The organism is Rhodococcus sp. IEGM 1366, assembly GCF_033142425.1.
Lineage (GTDB): Bacteria > Actinomycetota > Actinomycetes > Mycobacteriales > Mycobacteriaceae > Rhodococcus_F > Rhodococcus_F globerula.
Map to the genome: position 1 here is coordinate 1 of NZ_JAWLRZ010000025.1, position 22,470 is coordinate 22,470.

General features: G+C 62.5%; 3 protein-coding genes. All 3 read right to left on the bottom strand.

Annotation, left to right across the window (positions count from 1 at the left end; translation table 11 throughout):
- A partial coding sequence (locus tag R4P64_RS33685; protein WP_317824537.1) for an amino acid adenylation domain-containing protein occupies window positions 1-3,322 on the bottom strand: 3,322 nt, incomplete at its 3' end.
- Window positions 3,323-3,533: 211 nt separating this feature from the next.
- The gene (locus tag R4P64_RS33690) at window positions 3,534-17,246 is read right to left on the bottom strand and encodes a non-ribosomal peptide synthetase (RefSeq protein ID WP_317824538.1); all 13,713 of its coding nucleotides are present in this window, start codon (window positions 17,244-17,246) and stop codon (window positions 3,534-3,536) included.
- 121 nt (window positions 17,247-17,367) lie between these two features.
- The coding region (locus R4P64_RS33695) for a non-ribosomal peptide synthetase (protein WP_317824540.1) at window positions 17,368-22,470 on the bottom strand (5,103 nt) is incomplete at its 5' end.

Below are 22,470 nucleotides of genomic sequence, written 5' to 3' on the forward strand. Positions count from 1 at the left end.
ACACCACCGCACGCGAACCCGAAGAAACCCCCACCACAGAATCAAAACCATCCAACAACAACCCACCCACAACCGGATGAGACGTGTCGTTGAAGTCTTCGATGATGTGCTGTATTTCCTTGGTGGACAACAGTTCCACGTCACCGACAGCAGTTCCCGGATTCGTGACCATCGCACGGAGAATGGTGGTCAGGCGCTCGGCTAGCCCGCCAACAGTAGCGGCGTCGAAAAGATCTGTGGCGTAGAGCCACGACATCACCATGCCGGTACCGACGCCGGCCTCGCCTTCAACCGGCGATGCCGTCAGCTGAAGGTCGAATTTTGCGATATCGATTCCCGCATCGAACTCCGAGACTCGCAGGTCAGGCAACTCCAGAGCGTCACCTGCCATGTTCTGGAAGAACAACGCAACCTGGAACAACGGATGATGCGCCTGCGAACGGGCCGGATCGAGAACCTCCACCAAACGCTCGAAAGGCAAGTCCGCGTTGGCAAATGCACCCAAATCGTTTTCACGAACCTGATCGAGAAGATCGGCAAACGATATGTTCGGCGTCACCGGCGTGCGCAACACCAGTGTATTGACAAACATCCCGATCAGATCATCGAGCGCAGGTTCCCCCCGACCGGAAATCGGCGAACCGATAACCACGTCGTCAGTCGACGCCATCCGCGCAAGCAGCACCGCAAGCGCCGCATGCACAACCATGAACAGCGAAACACCACGATCCAACGCTAATTGCTCCAGAGCCCTGTGCAACTCACCGTCGATATCGAAACGATGCACCGCGCCACGCGTCGACGCAACCGCCGGGCGCTTCCGATCGAACGGCAGATCGATCTTCTCCGGCAACCCCGCGAGATTCTCACTCCAATAACGCAATTGCTCCGACATCAACGACGCCGGATCAGAATCGACCCCCAAAACCTCATGCTGCCACAACGCAAAATCTGCGTATTGCACCGCAAGCGGCGACCACGCCGGCGCGCCGCCCTGCGCCCGGGCAAGATAGGCCAATGCAACATCACGCACCAGAGGACCCACCGAAACACCGTCGGCAGAGATATGGTGAACCACCATTGCGAGAACGAATTCACTTGGGCTGGTACGGAACAGACGAACCCGAAGTGGAACTGCAACGGAAACGTCGAACCCAACGGTCACCAGCGGCGCCAAAGCTGCAAGCAACTCCGACTCGTCGAGATCCCGAGGATCCAGATCGATATCTGCCGTGGACACTTCGAGAACGTCCTGATAGCCGATACCACCGAACTCCGGATACACAGTCCGCAGCACCTCGTGCCGAGCGACAACATCCTCAACAGCGCGCGCAAGCGCACTCACGTCCAGTTCACCAGACAGTCGCAAAACGATCGGAATATTGTTCACTGCAGATTCCGCGTCGAACCGACTCAGGAACCACATGCGCTGTTGTGCAAGAGACAATGGCACACGATCAGGACGAACCATCGGCGCCAAGGCCACATGCCCGATCGTTTCCGTCTCGGCTTCGATGCGAGCGGCGAGCGCTTCGACGGTAGACGCTTCGAACAGAGTCTTCACCTGAACGCGGGTATCGAACGCTGCGCCCAGACGACCGGCCAGCTTGGCGGCGATCAGGGAGTTCCCACCCAATTCGAAGAAATCATCCGAAGCGCCGACCTGTTCGAGGCCGAGGAGATCGGCAATCGCGTCGGCCACAAGCTTCTCGGCAGGCGTGGACGGCGCTTGGTACGAGCGTGATTCGAATGTGGGCGCCGGCAATGCGTCGACGTCGAGCTTGCCGACCGGAGTCAGCGGAATAGCTTCGAGCATCACCATTGCTGCCGGGACCATGTGCCGAGGCAGTGCGCCGCGTGCGTGGACTGTCAATGCCTCAGCGTCGAGAGTGTTTCCGGCCTTTACATACGACACCAATGCTGGTTCACCCGTCGGCCCACTCCGAGGAAGTGTCGCCACAAATTCGACGCCGGGCACCGAGGCGAGAACTGCGTCGATCTCACCGAGTTCGATGCGGAATCCGCGAATCTTGACCTGAGAGTCACCGCGGCCGAGGTATTCGAGACTGCGTTGGTCGTCGCCGGCCTTGATCCAGCGAACGGTGTCGCCGGTGCGGTACAGACGTTCGCTCGTGTCCGCGAACGGGTTTGCCACAAAACTTGCTGCGGTTGTCGTGGGAAGCTGGTTGTACCCACGGGCGAGATGTCTTCCGGAAACATACAATTCGCCGGCAGTGCCGGTCGCCACCGGCTGCAGGCGGGAGTCGAGAACGTAGAGTCCGACGCCGCGCACCGGGCCGCCGATCGTGACCGGACTGTCGACCGTCAGTTCGGCAATCGATGCGACGACGGTGGTTTCGGTGGGGCCGTACGCGTTGAAGAATTTTCGTCCGGGCGCCCACTGAGTCACCAGTGCGGGCGAACATGCTTCGCCGCCCACGACAACAACGTCGAGCGTGTCGAAATCACCCTCCGCAGAGAGCGATCCCAGTGCAGCAGGAGTCATGAACGCGTGGGTAATCTTTTCTTCGGTGAGCAGTTCGGCGAGCTCGTCGCCGCCGTACACATCGGGGCGTGCGATCACCATCGTGGAACCGGTGCCGAATGCGAGGAGCAATTCCAGAACGGAGGCATCGAAGCTGGGCGATGCAAAGTGCAGGGTTCGGGATGCAGAAGTGAGACCGTAGCGCTCGATCTGCTCGGCACACAGGTTCGCAATGCCTCCATGCGTGACGACAACGCCCTTGGGTCGACCGGTCGAACCCGAGGTGTAGATCACGTAGGCGGGATGCTCCGCACGCAAAGTTCCGACACGTTCGGTGTACGACACCGGTTCGGCAGGAAGTTCGGCCGCCTTTGCCAGGAACTCGGCGTTGTCGAGTTCCCACCACTGAATACTCGCCGGCAGTCCGTCGGCGACAGCGCCTACCGTCAAGCCGATCGAGACGCCGGAATCGACAAGCATGTGCAAGGCGCGGTCGGCCGGGTAGTTGGGATCAACCGGTACAAATGCGGCCCCGGTCTTCGCGACGGCCCACAGTGCGCACACCGACTCGACGGAGCGTGGGATGGAGATCGCTACCCGATCTTCCGGTCCTACTCCGTGAGCAATGAGGAGACGCGCCAGCTGCGACGACGCGGCATCCAGCTCGGCGTAGGTGACGGAACGACCGTCGAAGCGGATGGCGACGGCGCCTGGGTCGATATCGACGGCAGCCGCCAGTAGCTGCGGCAGCAAGGGCACTCGAACGCGGCGAGTACGGGTGGGACGGGGTTTGCGGCTTCCGCGTGTCTTTGCGGGGGTCAGATCGTCCGCGCTCATGCGATCACGTCCGATGATCGATCTGCGTGTACGTCGGCCCCTTGCGCCATCAGACAACTCACCTTCGCGTAATACTTGTTTTCACGGTCATCTCGCCCGTTGCGGCTCCCCACAATGCATCGGCAACCGAGTGCCATTGTTACAGCCGCGGCGTTGCCGAGCGCCGTGTACCGCGAGTGGATATGAGTTCCACCACTCGCGGTACGTGAGGTCACCACGACTGTGGGCTGTGCTCCTCGAGAACGTGTTCGAGATCCGGCAGTTCGCTGCGATCGATGCTTGCAGCGTCATCCACCGACAGCACCGCGTGTGTCACCCACTCGTCGGCCAGCAGGTCGTCGAGCGATTCGATGTCACTACCTGCCACCACCCACGCAGCACCCGCCGATGCAGCGAGCAGAATCGCGGGCACCCGTCCGCTCGCGTCGATCGAGCCGGTCTGCAGCACTCGCGACTCGACATCAACCGCGTACTTCTCGCTCCAGGTCGACAGGGTTGCGGTGAGTTCCCCGTACGTCTGCTCCCAGGCTCCGTCTCCGAACACCTGGAATGCGGCGTCGTCCGCGGTGAGCTGGCGAATGCGGTCGGTGTAATTGATCGCACGCGCGGGTTGTGCGACCGCAGCGTCGAGTGTTTCCGGCGTGATCGTCACGACAGAGTCCGGAACCTCTCCGGCCTGCCCGACTGCAATCGCTGCCCCGGTCTTGACAATTGCCCAGCACGCCACTACTTCGCCTGGTCCCGATACGCCGGAGAGGCTCACGAAGTCTCCTGGACCGACGCCACCGTCGATGAGCAGACGCGCAAGCTGCGAGGAACGTGAATCGACTGCGGCATAGTCGATTTCCTCGTCGCCGACCACAACGGCGGGAGCTTCGGGGTCAGCCTCGACTGTCGACGCCAGCAGTTGGGGCAGGAGGGCCGCGCTCGATCCACTCGGAGCGCTGGACTGAACTGCAGCGCCGAGAGCCTCGTCTTTCTCTGCTGCGGTGAGCAATTCGATGTCGCCGACCGGCCTCGATGGGTTGTCGGTGACCTGTTCGAGTACGCGAACAAACCGCTCCACGAACGATTCGACGGTTCCCTGGTCGAACAGATCAGTCGAATAGATCCAGACGCCGGAGAGTCCGTATCCGTCCGCGGCGCTACTGAGCGTCAGTTGCATGTCGAACTTCGTGGTCGCCACAGGTGAATCGACTCCGCTGATCGTCAAGTCCGGCAGCGAGAACTCGGCTCCGCCAGCGGGTTCCAGCGACAAGATGATCTGGAAGAGTCCGTCGGCCGAGGCACCCAGCGCTTCGGACACTTCTTCGAACGGGAGGTCGGACTTCCCGAAGGCCTCCAGATCCACGTCGCGCACGGCAACTACCAGATCGTCGAAACTTGCTGCAGTATCTACCTGAGTCCGCAAGGCAAGCGTGTTCACGAACATTCCGACCAGATCGTCGAGCGCACGCTCCCCTCGCCCGCCTACTGCGGTACCGATCGCAAAGTCATTGGTTGCCCCGACGCGAGCAACCAATACGGCCAGTGCGGCGTGCACTGCCATGAAGGCAGTCGCATTCCGTTCGCGGGCGATCTCTACCAACCGGGCGTGGATCTGCTCACTGACGGTGAACTCGACGGCACCCGCTGCCGGTGACACCGCACTCGGACGTGGGCGATCCGTCGGAAGTCCGGCCATCGCGGGAAGCGCAGCAAGCTTGCCCCGCCAGTACTCGAGTTGAGCGGCAGCGACACTACCGACCTCGTCGGCCGTGCCCACGACGTCACGCTGCCACAGCGCGAAGTCCGCGTACTGCACGGTCAATGGACTCCACCCGGGAATGCTGCCTCGGGTCCGGGCTTCGTACGCGATCATCATGTCGCGCGCCAACGGCGCCATCGACTCACCGTCGGCGGCAATGTGGTGTGCAACAAGAGCAAAGACGTACTCGCCGGTCCCGCAGTGCAGAAGTTCCATCCGCACAGGCACTTCTGTGGAGACGTCGAATCCCGTCGACATCACAGCGGCGACGCGTGAGTACAACTCGGATGCGTCGGCAACGGCAACGACGGCGCACTGCGGCGCCTCGTCGACGTCGAGAATCCGTTGTGTTGGTCCGTTGTCGTCTGCCGGATAGAACGTCCGGAGCGACTCGTGCCGATCGGTGACATCGCGCAGAGCTGCCCGCAATGCGTCGACGTCGAGGTCGCCGGTCAACCGCAGCGCCATCGGAATGTTGTACGTCCCTGCGGCCGTGTCCATCTGGTTGACAAGCCACATCCGCTGCTGCGCCAGTGACAGTGGCAACCGGTCCGGGCGTTCGGCGGCTTCGAGTGACTTTCGTCGACCCGAACCGACTGATGCCGCAATGGCAAGGGCCAGTGCCTCGACTGTCGTGGCGTCGAACAACATCCGAACCGGAACAGTGGTATCGAGCGCCTGACCGAGACGGGCCGCGAGCCGCGTCGCGATAAGCGAGTTTCCGCCGAGCGCAAAGAAATCGTCGTCGAGTCCGACTCGGTCTACGCCGAGAAGATCGGCAAAAACAACTGCAACTGCCTTCTCGACAACGGTGAGCGGTTCGCGGTACTGCGCCGTGTCGAACACCGGGTCGGGCAGGCTCCGACGGTCGATCTTTCCGTTCGCGTTGAGCGGCACCGAGTCCAGGACGATGAACGCCGACGGAACCATGTACTCCGGTAGACGCTGCGCTACAGCGTCCCGCAGGATTTCCGGAACGATCACAGCGCCTGGGACGCCAACGACATAGGCAACCAACCGGTCGCCCACCGCTGAATCAGCGTGGACTGTGACGACGGCGGTCCCGACGGAATCCACAGCGTTCAAGGCAGATTCGATCTCACCGAGCTCGATGCGTAAACCGCGGATCTTGACCTGGAAGTCCGTGCGCCCGATGTACTCGAGCTCACCGGCCGTGTTGCGGCGCACGAGGTCGCCGGTTCGATACATGCGCTCGCCGGCCGCCCCGAAGGGGTTGGCAACAAACCGTTCTGCCGTCAGGTCGTACCGGTTGCCGTAACCACGGCCGACACCGATACCACCGACGTACAGCTCGCCGACAACTCCGGACGGAACGAGACCCAACCGTGAATCCAGCACGTAGAGATCGATGTTCGGCACCGGTGAGCCGATCGGAACACCAAGCGTGTCCGCTGCCGTCGCCTGTTGGAACGACACCACATCCGACGCTTCGGTGGGACCGTAGCTGTTCACGATTCGAACTCCGCGCGAAAGCAGGTGCCCCAGACGGCTGACCTGTATCGGCTCTCCGCCGAGGAACACCACCTCGAGGCTTGCCAGCACGTCGTCTTCGTCGGAATCGATCAGAGCGTCGAAAGCACTGGGTGACATGTTTGCCGTCGTGACTCGCTCGTCTGCGATGACACAAAGGATCTCACTCGGGTCGAAGCCGGCGGGTGCGAGGTGCACACTTCCACCACTCGTCAGTGGTCCCCACACGTTCTTCTGCGTGAGGTCGAAACTCGGTGACGACGCCACTGCAACCCCGGCGCGTGCTGGCAGCGAAGAGTTATACCACGCAACGGTATTCGCTATACCTGCCATCGGAACGACGGTCGGCTTCGGTCGCCCGGTCGAACCGGACGTCGAAATGACGTAGCCGACTCGGGCATCCGCGCCGTCCTCACTCCAACGATCGACCCAACCCGGTGCGTCGGCAGCGACCACATGCTCGTCACCGATCAGCACGACTGGGAGATCGAGGTCGAGCGTCTCGATCGCCACCACACACCGTGCCGCGATATCGGCGAGCAGTACGCTCACCCGTTCTTCCGGAAGAGCAGGGTCGATCGGAAGATAGCCGGCACCGGCTTTCCACACGGCCACCATCGCTACGACCCACTGCCAGGACCTCGGCAGGATCAAGCCGACAACGTCGTCCGGACGGACGCCGGCGACGACGAGTTGAGCGGCCGCGACCGAGGACAGTGCATCGAGGTCCCCGTAGGACAATTCGACATCACCGGCCACCACTGCGCACGCCGACGGATCAGTGTCGACGTACTGCGCGAACAACGTCATCGGTGACGCGTCGAGCCGGCCATCGTCACTGCCCCGTGACCAGTCGAGAATCTGTGCGTGTTCGGATGTTTCGATGATATCGATATCTCCGACCACCTGCGCCGAGTCAACTACTGCAGCATTAAGAACGCGGAGGAATCGGTTCGCGAGGGATGCGATTGTCGACTCGTCGAACAGGTCGGTCGCGTATGTGAACTGGGCGGTCAGTCCTCCGTTGCCAGACGACTCGGACTCGATCAAGGTCAGTTGCAGATCGACCTTTGCCAGCAGGTCCGGCAACGCGAAGTCGGCAACGTCCAGATCCTGCAACTGCAGAACCGATCGCTGCAGGTTCTGGAACGCCAGACCGACCTGGAACAACGCATGCCTGGCCTGAGATCGCTCGGGGTTGAGAATCTCGACGAGCCGTTCGAAGGGGACGTCCGCGTGCGAGAACGCGCCGAGATCCGATTCCCGCACATGTCTGACCAAGTCCGCGAACGACGATTCGGGGTCGACCTCGGCGCGAAGCACCAGGGTATTGACGAACATACCGATCAGATCGTCGAGAGCACGTTCACCACGGCCGGCGGCCGGGGTACCGATCACGATGTCCGATGTCCCGGACAACCTCGCGAGCACGACCGCCAGGGCGCTGTGCACCACCATGAAGAGCGATGCATTGACCTCACGGGCCACTCGATCGAGACCCGCACGGAGCTCGGCATCGATCGAGAAATCGTATCCCGCTCCGCGGTGCGATTCGATGCGCGGCCGCGGACGATCCGTCGGCAGATCCAGCTGGTCCGGAATGCCGGCCAAGCGTTCCTGCCAGTACGTGACCTGCTCGGAGATAACCGATTCGGGATCGTCCTCGCTGCCGAGGATCTGCCGCTGCCACAACGCAAAGTCGGCGTACTGCACCGGCAATGGTTGCCACTGCGGCGACTGCCCTTGCGACCGTGCAACATACGCTGAGACGAAGTCGCGGATCAGCGGGCCCATCGAGAAGCCGTCACCGCTGATGTGATGGATCACAAAAACGAGGACGTACTCGGACTGGCTCAAATCGAATAATTGCGCTCGAACCGACGCCTCGTGGGTGACGTCGAATCCGGGAAGGATCACGCCTGCAACCCGATCGATGACAACGGATTCGTGAATACGAACCGGCGTCAGATCCGGAACCATCCGGTCCACATCCACCAACTGCTGATAGCCGACGCCGTCGATCTCGGGATACACCGTTCGCAAAATCTCATGACGTTCGAACACGTCCACCAGCGCAGCCTGCATCGCCGCAATGTCCAGCTCTCCGGTCAGCCTGATGGCCACCGGGATGTTGTCCACACCCGAGGACGCGTCGAACCGGTTGAGGAACCACATGCGTTGCTGCGCAATCGACAGCGGAACACGATCCGGTCGTTCCTGCGCCACCAGCGGCGGGCGGGCGCCCTTACCGGATTGCGAGTCGATAAGCGAGGCAAAGGATTCCACACTGGACGCGTCGAACAGCAGGCGAACAGGAACCGTCGTGTCGAGCGCCTCGCCGAGTCGCGCAACGACCTGAGTCGCGATGAGCGAGTTGCCGCCGAGCGAGAAGAAATCATCGTCGAGGCCAACCTGCTCGATGCCGAGCAGGTCGGAGAAAATCCGCGCGACCGCAAGCTCCGCCACGCTCCGTGGCTCACGGAAGGCAGCGATCTGAGCAACAGGATCGGGCAACTGCTTGCGATCCAGCTTGCCGGACGTGCCCAGCGGGAATGCCTCGAGCACAACGTGCGCCGTCGGGACCATGTAGCCGGGCAGTCGTGCGGCCAGTGCTGTCTCGACCGATGCCCAGTCCACTACCGCGCCGGCGTGTCCCACAACGTAGGCAACCAATTGTTCGTTGCGCACTGCCACCGCAGCCGACGCAACGGACGGCTGATCGCGCAATGCTGCCTCGATCTCGCCCAGTTCGATCCTCAATCCGCGGAGTTTGACCTGGAAGTCGGTCCGCCCGATGTATTCGACCTCACCAACGCTGGAATCATCCCCCCTCGCTCCGCTCGACCGTTTCCACCGCACCAGGTCACCCGTGCGATACAGCCGACTGCCGGAAGGTCCGTACGGATCTGCGACAAAACGATCTGCCGTGAGGTCCGGCCGACCGACGTAGCCGCGCGCCAACTGGATTCCCGCCAGGTACAGCTCACCCGAGACACCCACCGGCACCGGGCGCAGACGCGAATCCAACACCAGGACACGGGTGTTCCAGACCGGCGATCCGATCGGGACGATCTCGGAATCCGATGGCGTGACCTCGTGGAATGTGACGTCGACTGCCGCTTCGGTAGGCCCGTACAGATTGTGCAGTCGAGCCTGTGGAAGGAGTGTGCACAGTTCCTGCGCAACCTGCGGTGGCAGTGCTTCGCCCGAGGCAAATACCCGACGCAGAGCATCCGCTCCGCGAACTGCGGGTTCTGCGACAAACAGTTCGAGCATCGAGGGCACGAAGTGGACAGTGGTGACGCCGTGTTCCGCGATAGCAGCTGCGAGGTATGCCGGTTCCCGGTGTCCGTCCACTACAGCAACGACCAACCGAGCGCCAACCTGCAACGGCCAGAAGAACTCCCACACCGACACGTCGAACGTGAAAGGCGTCTTCTGCAACACCACGTCATCGCCGGTCAGCCCGTACTCGGCCTGCATCCACACCAGACGATTCACGATCGCCCGATGCGAAACCGCAACACCCTTCGGCTTACCGGTCGAGCCGGAAGTAAAGATCACGTACGCCGTGTTGTCACTGCGCAACGGAGATAGACGATCCGCATCGGAGATCGCAGCGTCCGAGTGAGTGGACAGGTCGAGCGTGTCCACCTGAACAACCGGGCAGACCGACGTCTCGAATCGATCCAGCGTGGTGGTGAGGACACAGACCGGGACAGCGGTCGAAAGAACGTACTCATTGCGTTCGGTCGGCTGATCCGGATCGATCGGAACGTACGCGCCGCCTGCCTTCACTATCGCGTACATCGCGACCAGCAGGTCGAGCGATCGTCGCATCGACAATCCCACCATGGCATCGGGACCGACACCGATCGAGATCAAATGGCGTGCAAGACGATTGATCCGGGCGTCGAATTCCGCGTATGTCAGCGTCGTAGCGTCGAACGTGATTGCCGGCGCATCCGGTGTTGCCGACACCTGGGCGTCGAAGAGATCTACCAGGGTGGAGTCGGGAACACGACGCTCGGTCGAGTTCCATTCGACGAGCACTCGCCGACGCTCGTCGGCACTCGATACGTCGATGTCGCCGATGACAGCAGAAGTATCATCCGCCAGGGCGCGCAGAATCGTGACGTAACGCTGCGCAAACAGTTCCACGGTTGCTGCGTCGAAAAGGTCTGTTGCATAGTTGAACTGCGCAAGAAGACCGCCCTGCGGCGCCTCGCTCACCGTCAACTGGAGATCGAACTTCGCGACGGGCGATTCGATGTCCACGGCGGACACCACAACACCGTTCATCGCTGCCGACTCCGGACTAGAGCCACCGAGGTTCTGCATTGTCAGCATGACCTGGAACAGCGGGTTCCGGGCCTGCGACCGTTCGGGGTTGATGATCTCGACAAGGCTCTCGAACGGGACGTCCGCGTGATCGAATGCGCCGAGATCGGTTTCACGGGCGCGGTGGATCAGGTCGGCGACCGTCGACGCCGGATCGATATCGGTTCGCAGTACCAACGTGTTGACGAACATTCCGATGACGTTGTCGAGCACTTGCTCACCGCGTCCGGCAACGGGAGTGCCGATCACGATGTCGGTGGAACTCGACAGCTTTGCGAGCAGCAGCGCAAGCGCAGAATGCACAACCATGAACAGCGAGGCGTTCGATGCCTGGGCGACCGCGTTCAAGCGCTCGAGCAAATCCGCATCAACGGAGAAGTCGTGGTAGGCACCCTGATTGGTTGCAATTCGGGGCCGCGGACGATCCGTCGGCAGCTCGAGTTGATCCGGAACACCGGCCAATTGTGTTCGCCAATAGTCGAACTGCCCGGAAATCACCGAGTCCGGATCGCTCTCGCTGCCCAGGACTTCGCGTTGCCACAAAGCAAAATCGGCAAACTGCACCGGCAGTGGTTCCCACTGCGGCGCCGCTCCGGCCGATCGCGCACCGTATGCCGCGACGACGTCCCGAACCAACGGAAGCATCGAGAATCCGTCACCACTGATGTGATGGACGACAAATACGAGAACGAACTCGGAATCGGTGATCCGCAAGAGGGAAACGCGAATGGGAACTTCGGTGGTCACGTCGAACCCGGGCGCCACCACAGCGGCGACCTGAGCCACCACATCATCGGCATCCACGTCGATCGGCGCAAGATTGATCAGACGAGCGGGTTCGAGAACCTGCTGGTAACCGACGCCGTCGATCTCGGGGTAAATAGTTCGCAAGCTCTCGTGACGACGCACCAGATCGTCGAGAGCGTCCTGGAGCGCGTCGACATCGAGCGTGCCGGTCAGCCGAAGTGCGGCTGGGATGTTGTCGACATTCGATCCCGGTTCGAAGCGGTTCAGGAACCACATGCGTTGCTGCGCGAGCGAGAGCGGCACACGCTCCGGCCGGACCTGCGCGGTGAGCGGAGGCCGCGCTGCCGTGGTGGTTCCCGAATCGATACGGGCAGCAAGTGCCCCGACGGTCGGTGCGTCGAACAGGGTCCGCACACCGACGGTGGTGTCGAGCCTCTGTCCCAGCCGCGCAACAACCTGAGTTGCCATGAGGGAGTTACCCCCCAGGGCAAAGAAATTGTCGCCCAATCCCACCTTCTCGACTGCCAGAAGGTCCGAGAAGACCTGAGCCACAGCAATTTCGGCACCCGTGACCGGCGCCTGGAACTCGGCACTACGAGCCACTGGATCCGGCAACTGCGCACGATCGAGCTTGCCCGAGGAGCCAAGTGGGAAGCTGTCGAGCACCACATGAGAGGCCGGAATCATGTATGCGGGCAACCGCTGCGACAACGCATCGGCGATATCGTCCCAGTCGAGGCTGACGCCCGCTGCCGGCGTCAGATACGCCACCAACTGGTCGCTGCGAACCAGTACTACCGCCGCGGATACCGCGGGGTGATCGCGTAGAGCCGATTCGATTTCACCGAGTTCGATGCGCAGTCCGCGCAGCTTGACCTGGAAATCCGTTCGACCGATGTACTCAATCTCACCAAAACTGTTCCACCGCACCAGGTCACCCGTGCGATAAAGCCGCTGCCCGTTACCGGAGAACGGATCCGCGACAAACCGATCGGCGCTCAGATCGGGCCGCGCCAGGTAGCCGCGTGCAAGCTGGACACCGGCGAGGTACAACTCCCCCGCAACTCCGACCGGCACCGGATGCAACCGCGAGTCGAGCACCAGCGCCCGGGTGTTCCACACCGGCACACCGATCGGCACACTTGCGACGTCGGATTCGGTGACCTCGTGGTACGTCACGTCGACCGCGGCCTCGGTCGGACCGTACAGGTTATGCAAGCGCGCAGCGGGAAGAACTGTCCGCAGCGTTGACGCCACCTGTGGTGTCAACGCCTCACCGGAGGCGAATACCCGGGTCAAAGAAGTACACGCCGCCACCGAGGGTTCTCCGACAAACACGTCGAGCATCGACGGAACAAAGTGCGCGGTGGTGACGCCGTAGTCGGAAATGGCGGACGCGAGGTAGGCGGGGTCGCGGTGTCCGTCCGGTTCGGCAACAGCTAGTCGGGCACCAACCTGCAACGGCCAGAAGAACTCCCACACCGACACGTCGAACGTGAACGGGGTCTTCTGCAACACCACATCATCGCCGGTCAGCCCGTACTCGGCCTGCATCCACACCAGACGATTCACGATCGCCCGATGCGAAACCGCAACACCCTTCGGCTTACCGGTCGAACCGGACGTAAAGATCACGTACGCCGTGTTGTCCGGCCGCAGCGGCGCCAGCCGATCGGTATCGACAAGCGCTGCGTCCGAGAACTGGGAAGTATCCAGCGAATCCAACGAGACAACCGTGGTGCTCGCTGTGAAACCGTCACGATCGGTGGTCAGCACGCACACCGGTCCGGCCGTCCCCAGAACGTACTCGTTGCGATCGGCGGGCTGATCGGGATCGACCGGCAGATAGGCCCCGCCTGCTTCGATCACCGCGTACATCGCGACAACCAAGTCGATGGACCGCCTGATTGCCAAGCCCACCAAGGTGTCAGGTCCGACGCCCATCGTCACCAGCATCCGGGCGAGTCGATGCACACGCGCCGAGAAATCGCGATAGGTCAGCAGCTCGTCCTCGTAGACGAGTGCCGTGGCGTCCGGAGTCCGATGCGCTTGTTCGACAAACATGTCGACCAGTGTCTTCTGCGGCACCTCATGGCCGGTCGCATTCCAGGTGCCGATCACCAATTCGCGCTCGTCGACGGTGAGCAGGTCGATGTCACCGACCACGATGGCCGGATCTTCCGCGACGACGGCGAGGAGCGTCGCCAACCGAGAGGCAACAGAATCGATGGTCGACGGATCGAAAAGATCTGTGGCGTAATCGATCATGATCGACAGTCCGCCGTGCTCGGGGTCTTCCCACACGGTGAACTGGAGGTCGAACTTGGCAACTGCGGATGCGAGTTCGACGCCCGTAACCGTCAACCCGTCGATGTCGGCAGCGCCCTGTTCACTCTGGCCGAGGTTCTGAAATGCCAGCATGACCTGGAAGAGCGGGTTGTGCGCCTGGGAGCGGGCGGGATCGAGGACCTCGACAAGGCGCTCGAACGGAACGTCCGTATGGCCGAAGGCATCAAGATCGGTCGCGCGAGCGGCTTTCAGCACGTCCGCGAACGAACTCGCGGAGTCGATCTCGGTGCGCAGGACCAGCGTGTTGACGAACATTCCGATCACATCGTCGAGAGCGCGATCGCCACGACCTGCGACCGGCGTACCGATCGCGATATCCGATGTGGCAGACAACCGGGCAAGCAGGACGGCAATGGCACTGTGCAGCACCATGAAGACCGAAGCCTTGTGTTGCTGCGCCAACGATTCGAGCCGGACGAGCAAGTTCTTCTCGATCGAGAACTGGTGCGACGCACCACGGTTGGTTGCCACAGCAGGGCGCGGGCGATCTGTCGGAAGTTCGAGCAGTTCCGGCATCCCTGCCAACTGATGCGTCCAGTAGTCGATCTGCCGCGAAATCAACGATTCCGGGTCGCTCTCGTCACCGAGAACGGACCGCTGCCACAGCGTGAAGTCCGCGTACTGGACCCCCAAAGGAGCAAAATCCGGCGCTGAACCCTGCGATCGAGCTGCGTAGGCACTCACAACGTCGCGGACCAACGGCCCCATCGAGAAACCGTCGCCGCTGATGTGGTGAACCACAAAGACGAGGACGTATTCCGAGTCTGCAACCTGGAACAGGCTGGCCCGCAAGGGAACCTGCGTCGTGACGTCGAAGCCCTCGGTGACAACGGCAGTGACACGGCCGATCAGGTCGGATTCCGTGACCACAACCGGTGTCACGTCCAGCACGACGTCCGACGCGGCGAGAACCTGCTGGTATCCGACACCGTCGATTTCGGGGTAGACGGTGCGCAGGCTCTCATGGCGCTCGACCAGATCGGTGATCGCGGCGCGTAGTGCCTCGACGTCGAGGGCGCCGGTCAGCCGGAGTGCCACTGGAATGTGATCGACGGCTGACGTGGAATCGAACCGATTGAGGAACCACATGCGCTGCTGTGCCAGCGACAGCGGTATCTGTGCCGGACGCTCCTGAGCAACCAGCGGAGCTCTGGTACCGCCACCGGCAGAATCGACTACCAGAGAGGCTAATTCGGATACGGTCGGAGCATCGAAGAAAGCTCGCATGTCGAGTTCCACGCCGAGTTCGGCGTTGGCGCGTGCCACGACCCGGGTTGCGAGGAGCGAGTTACCGCCGAGGTCGAAGAATCCGTCGTCGATGCCGAGATCGTCGCGTCCGAGCAAGTCGGCGAAGATTGCCACCAACGTCTTCTCGACCGGGGTGCTCGGTGCGCGGTATTCGACAACCTGCGCTGTGAACTCGGGCGCCGGCAGAGCCTTGCGGTCCAGCTTGCCGCTGGCGTTGAGTGGAAATGCGTCGAGTTCGACAAACAGCGACGGGACCATGTAGTCGGGCAGGCGCCCGCCCAATTCATCTGCAAGAGCGTCGGTGTCGAGTAAAACACCTAGCGCGGGAACCACGTACGCCACGAGGTTGTCACCCAGAGTCGCGTCGGAATGGACGAGAACAGCCGCCTGCGCGATTGCAGCGTTGTCGAGAAGTGCGGATTCGATCTCGCCGAGTTCGATGCGCAGCCCGCGCAGTTTCACCTGGAAGTCGGTGCGGCCGATGTACTCGAGGAGTCGCTGAGCACCAAGCCCGCGCCAGCGAACGAGGTCGCCGGTCCGGTACATACGAGCACCGGCCTCGGTGGGATGCGCAACAAACCGATCGGCCGAGAGATCAGGACGGGCGACATAGCCGCGCGCCAATTGGACACCGGCAAGGTACAACTCGCCGGGGACTCCGGGAGGAACCGCCCGCAGGGCGTCGTCGAGCACCAGTAGTTCGGTGCCGGCTACCGCGCGTCCGATCGGAACGGCCACCTCGTCCTGCTCGCCGGTGGCGTAATAGGTGACGTCGACGGCAGCTTCGGTCGGACCGTAAAGATTGTGCAGCGCAGCCGAACTGACGTCGCGCAGACGCGCCGCCGTCTGCGCCGGAAGCGCTTCACCGGATGCAAAAACGTAACGGAGAGTGGTGATCTCGGAAACCGTGGGTTCGGCGACAAAAACGGCCAGCATCGACGGCACGAAGTGAACGACCGTGACGCCGTACTCGATCATGGTGCGGGCGACATACGCGGGATCACGATGTCCGTCCGGCTCCGCGATGACAAGTGATGCACCGATCTGCAACGGCCAGAAGAACTCCCACACCGACACGTCGAACGTGAAGGGCGTCTTCTGAAAGACGACATCCGCGGCGGTGAAGGCGTACTCGTCCTGGCGCCACACGAGGTTGGCGACGATGGCACCGTGGGCAACCCCGACGCCCTTGGGACGCCCGGTGGAGCCGGAGGTGAAGATGACGTATGCGAGATTGTCCGCGCGCAGCGGTGAGCGCCGGTCGGTATCGGCGAGCGGCTCGGCGGAATGCACCGACACATCGGTCGTGTCCATCTCGAGGACGGAAACACCATCCGGGAGGGTCAGCTCGTCAGTGGACACCGTCAGCACCAGGACCGGCGCCGCGACATCGAGGACGTAGGCCACGCGTTCGGCTGGGTGATCGGGATCGAGTGGCACATACGCGCCGCCCGCCTTCACGATCGCGTACATCGCCACCAGCAGTTCCACGGACCGCCGGATGCCGAGACCGACCAGTGTGTCCGGCCCGACCCCACGTCGGACCAGTTCGCGGGCGAGCTGATTGGCACGGCCGTCGAATTCGGCATACGTCAGCGACGTGTCACCGAACCGGAGGGCAATCGCATCGGGGGTTCGCGACACCTGCTCGTCGAACAGACTCACCAGGGTTGTCTCGACAACGGTCGGCTCGTCGACGGCAACCACAGACGTGGCATCGGCAATCAAGGCGTCCACGACGCCACCGAGTCCGCCGTCCTGGGATGCGATCAGTTCAGGTAACACGGTGGAGATGACAACGGGGACGAGCGCGTCGGCCCCCAACGCGCCGCCCATCGCTGCGTCGAGGGTTGTGAGCTCGCTGTGTAGACGTTCGTAGCTGATATCCGTATCGCCGTGGGCAAGTGCGCGCCGGCCCGGTTCCACCTCGGCAACCGCTGCGATCAGTCTCGGGAGATCCTCGATCGTCAGCGACTGCGGTCCAGGTATTCCGACGGACATCTAGGCTTCCTCCAACTGACTGCGCACGAGCCGACAACAGCACGAACTGACAACACACGGCGGCACCGGTAAGGCACAGTGTGTGCCGTCCCGATGCCGCCCACTGGGCAAATACTGCATATTACCCGTCGATACGGTCACCCTTTTCCGCGCTCGCCTGCGCATCCGCAATCAAAGAGCTCACCAACGAGGCAATTCCGTCAGCACCGAGCGCCGGGAGAATTCCCGGAACCAGGCCGGTCAGAGACACGGAGATCAAGGCATCCGCACCCAGCGCGGCACCCATCGTCGCTCTCATCAGCGCCAACTTCTCGGCCAGCTGTGTGAAGGTCACCACGGTGTCGCCGTGTGTGAAGGCAACCGCCGTCGGATCTGCTGCGGCGGCCGCTGCTGCGAGGTCCGGAAGGTCCGCGGCAGTCTTCGGCTCGGCGGCCTCGATCAGCGCGCGTTCGAAGTCCGTCACGATGTCGATAGTCCGCAGAACCACCGTCGGATCTGCGGCAACGGCGTCGACCACGGCCCGCAACCTGGCCGCGAACAGTTCCATGGTTGCGGCGTCGTACAGATCGGTTGCGTAGGTGAACCGCATCCGGATATCGGACAGCGCTCCGCGCTCGTCGAACTCCTCGATACCGGTGAGCTGCAGGTCGAACATCGCCGAGTCGAATCCGTCATCCACCGCCGACAGTTCGAGCCCTGGCAGCGCAAACGTGCCAAGTGCCATGTTCTGGAACGTGAGCATCACCTGGAACAGCGGTGAGTATGCCTGTGAGCGCTCACGGCCGACCTGCTCGACCAAACGCTCGAAGGGCACGTCTGCGTTTCCGAACGCCGCGAGGTCCTTCTCCTTCACCTGCTGCAGCAGGTCGACAAACGTGGTTGCCGGTTTCACCTGCGTGCGCAACACCAGCGTGTTGACGAACATACCGACCAGGTCGTCGAGGACTCGCTCGCCGCGGCCCGCCACCGGTGTACCGATCGCGATGTCGTTCGAGCCACTGAGCTTGGACAGCAGCACCGAGAACGCGGCGTGCACGACCATGAACACTGTCGAGTTCTGCTCGCGCGCGATTTCCGCAATTCGACGCGTGGAGTCCGCGCCGAGCGTGAACAGGAAGTCCGCGCCCTTCATCGACTGCGTCGGCGGACGAGGACGGTCCGTCGGCAGTTCCAGAAGTTCGGGAACGCCGGCGAGTTCCTGCGTCCAGTAGGCAAGCTGCGTCGACAGTTCACTGTCCGGATCGTCCTCGGAACCCAGAACGTCGCGCTGCCACAACGTGTAGTCCGCGTACTGGACTTCGAGCGGAGCCCATTCGGGTGCCGCTCCCCCGGTACGCGCCGTGTACGCGATCATCGTGTCCCTGATCATCGGAGCCATCGAGAATGCGTCGCCGCTGATGTGGTGGACCACCACGATCAGGACATGCTCGGTGGGCGTGATCTGGAACAGGCGAACGCGCAGCGGAACACCGGCAGTGACGTCGAAGCCCTGACCGACGACCTTCGCGACCTCGGCCCCAATCGTGTCTTCGCCGACATACAGCACGGCCATGTCGACAACGGCTGCCGACTTGGACTGAATCGACTGCGTCGGGCCGTCCCCGAGATCGGGATAGAACGTCCGCAGGATCTCGTGGCGAGCAACAAGGTCGGAGACAGCCGACTGCAATGCTGCGACGTCGAGATCGCCGGACATCCGGATCGCGACCGGGATGTTGTACGCGGCGGACCTGCGATCGATCTGGTTGAGAACCCACATCCGCTGCTGAGCGAGAGACAACGGAATCTGCGACGGTCGTTCCTGCGCCACCAACTGTGCCCGCGAACCGGAACCGGCATGTTCGAGCACCCGCGACGCCAGCAGTCCGACGGTCGACGCTTCGAAGATGATCCGCACCGGAATCTGGGCGTCAAGTGCCTGACCCAACCTGGCTACGACCTGTGTGGCGATCAGCGAGTTTCCACCGAGATCGAAGAAGTCGTCGTCCAACCCGACTCGTGGAACGCCCAGGACTTCGGCAAACACCGACGCCACGATCTCTTCGACCGGATTGCTCGGGGCACGGAACTCCGTTGCCTCGAATTCGGGTTCCGGCAGCGCCTTTCGATCGATCTTGCCGTTGATGTTGAGCGGCAATTCGCTCAGCACCATCAACGCCGACGGCACCATGTAACTCGGCAACTCGCGGACGAGTTCCGCCTTCACACTGTCGACGTCGACGGTGGCCCCGGCCTGCGGAACGAGGTACCCGACCAGTCGATCCCCCAGTCGCGGATCAGTTTTCGCGACGACAACCGCGGCGTCCACGGACTCAGCAGCTCTGATGACAGCCTCGATCTCACCGAGTTCGATGCGGTAGCCACGGATCTTGACCTGGAAGTCGGCACGATCGACGTACTCGAGTTCACCGCCACTGCGCCAGACAACGAGGTCGCCGGTGCGGTACAGACGTGAGCCCGGTTCTCCAAAGGTGTTGGCGACAAAGCGTTCCGACGTCAGGTCGGCGCGGCCGTGATAACCGCGAGCCAACTGGGTCCCGGCCAGGTACAGCTCACCGGTGACTCCGACCGGGACCGGATGCAGTCGCTCGTCGAGCACGTAGACCTGCGTATTCCATTCCGGGGCACCGATCGAGACCGACGAGGTGTCGCTCTCGTCCACATCGTGCGCCGTCACTGACACCGCAGCCTCGGTCGGACCGTACAGATTGACCAGTGCCGCATCGGACACCTTGCGGAACTCTGCCGCCGTTGCCGCGGGCAAAGCCTCACCGATGGCAAGGACACGCTCGAGCGACTGCGGAAGAGTGCCGTCTGCCGCGGCCGTCAGCATCGAGAGCATGGACGGCACCGCGTGCAGCGTCGTCACCTTCTCCTGGGCGATGAGCGCCAGCATGTACTCGGCGTCCTTATGGCCGTCCGGGTCGGCGATGACCAGGCGAGACCCGGATGTCAACGCGGACCAGAACTCCCAGACCGAGAGGTCGAACGTTGCTGCGGTCTTGAGCAACATTGCGTCGGTCTGGTCGAGACCGTAGCGATCACGCTTCCACAGAAGTTGATTCACGATCGCGGCGTGGGACAGCGCCACACCCTTCGGCTTGCCGGTCGATCCCGACGTGAAGATCACGTACGCGGTATTCGCCGAACGAAGCGGTGCGATCCGCTCGTCGCCGCGTACAGGCGCTCCGGAGACGCCCGAGAGATCGAGCGTGTCGATGACCAGAACGTTGTCGATCCCCGTGAGCGACGGTGCGTCGTCCTCGGTACTGAGCACGCACACCGGAGCGGCCATCTCGAGGACATAACCGGTGCGATCGGCCGGATGATCCGGATCGATCGGAACGTAACCGCCGCCGGCCTTGGCAACGGCGTACATGCCGATCACCAGATCGATGGAGCGTCGCATTCCCAACGCCACCAACGATTCCGGACCGACACCCAGTTCGATCAGGTGACGGGCGAGCCGGTTGACCTTGTTGTCGAACTCCGCGTACGTCAGCGATTCGAGTCCGTGCACCAACGCAACGGAATCACCGTGCGCGGCAACCTGCTGATCGAACAGATCGACCAGGGTCGCCTCGGAGTCGAGTACATGCTCCGTTGCATTCCATTCCTGCAGAACCTGATTCGACTCATGCGGGTCAAGCACGTCGATGTCGCCGACCACGATCGAGGGATCAGCAACAACCGCAGCCAGAACGGTGTTGAACCGATCAGCAAAGGACTGGACTGTCGACTCGTCGAAAAGGTCATGGGCGTAGCTGAATACAGCCGAGATGCCCGAGGCAACACCACGCTCGTCGTAGTTGTCACCGACGATCAACTGCAGATCGAACTGAGCGACACCGTTGTCGATCTCCAGGCCCTTGACCGTGAGGCCAGGCAGTTCCAGGCTTGCCTGTTCCATGTTCTGGAAGAGGAAGCCCACCTGGTAGAGCGGGTGGCGAGCAGTCGAACGGGCGGGGTTGAGAACCTCGACCAGACGCTCGAACGGAACGTCGGCATGCGCGAATGCCTGCAGATCGTTCTCTCGCACGCGGGCAAGCAGTTCCGTGAAGCTGTCTGCGCCGTCGACGTGTGTCCGGAACACCAGGGTATTGACGAACATGCCGATCAGATCGTCGAGCGCACGCTCGCCGCGGCCCGCGATCGGGGTGCCCACGGCGATGTCGTCGGTTCCGGACAGGCGCGCCAGCAGGACCGCAAACGCCGCGTGCGTGACCATGAACAGGGTGGTGCCGTGCTCACGGGCCAGCGCCGACAGACCCTGATGCACTGCTGCGTCGATCTCGAACTGAAGGTAGCCACCGCGGTACGACTGCGCGGCGGGACGCAGACGGTCCGTCGGCAGGTCCAGCTGATCCGGCAGCCCGGCCAAAGCCTGGCTCCAGTAGGCGATCTGTTCGGACGACACGGATTCCGGGTCGTCCTCGCTGCCCAGCACCTCGCGCTGCCACAGGCTGTAATCGGCGTACTGCACGTCCAGCGGAGCCCAACCCGGCGCCGTTCCCTGCGCCCGTGCCGCGTAGGCCATGACGAGGTCGCGGGCGAACGGAGTAGTCGAGGAGCCGTCCGCGGCGATGTGGTGCACCACGACGGCGAGAACGTACTCGTTCTCGGCTACCTGGAACAACCGAATCCGCAGCGGGATTTCGGCCGTCACGTCGAACCTCGTCGACGCCAATTCGACCAGCTTGCCGACAATCTCGGCTTCCGTGACGCTTTCGACGTCCAATTGCACCGGCGTATGTCCTACCGGTTCGATGACCTGGACCGGTCCCGAATCGGTTTCCGGATACACAGTGCGCAGGGTTTCGTGACGGGCAACGACGTCGCCGATAGCCGCACGCATCGCCCCCAGATCGAGTTCGCCGCTCAGTCGCAGAGCAAACGGCATGTTGTAGGCACCGGCGGAGCCGTCGAACCGGTTGAGGAACCACATACGTTGCTGCGCAAGAGAAAGCGGAATCTCTTCCGGACGATCCTGAGCTGTCAGCGCAAGGCGGCTTCCTTCGCCGACGTGCGATTCGAGACGTGCGGCGAGTTCCTGAACGGTGGACGCTTCGAACAGAAGGCGAACCGGTACGGCCGTCTCGAGTTCTTCGGCGATGCGCATGACAACCCGAGTCGCGATGAGGGAGTTGCCACCCAACTCGAAGAAATCATCATCCAACCCCACCCGATCAACACCCAACACACCCACAAACGCCGACGCCACCAC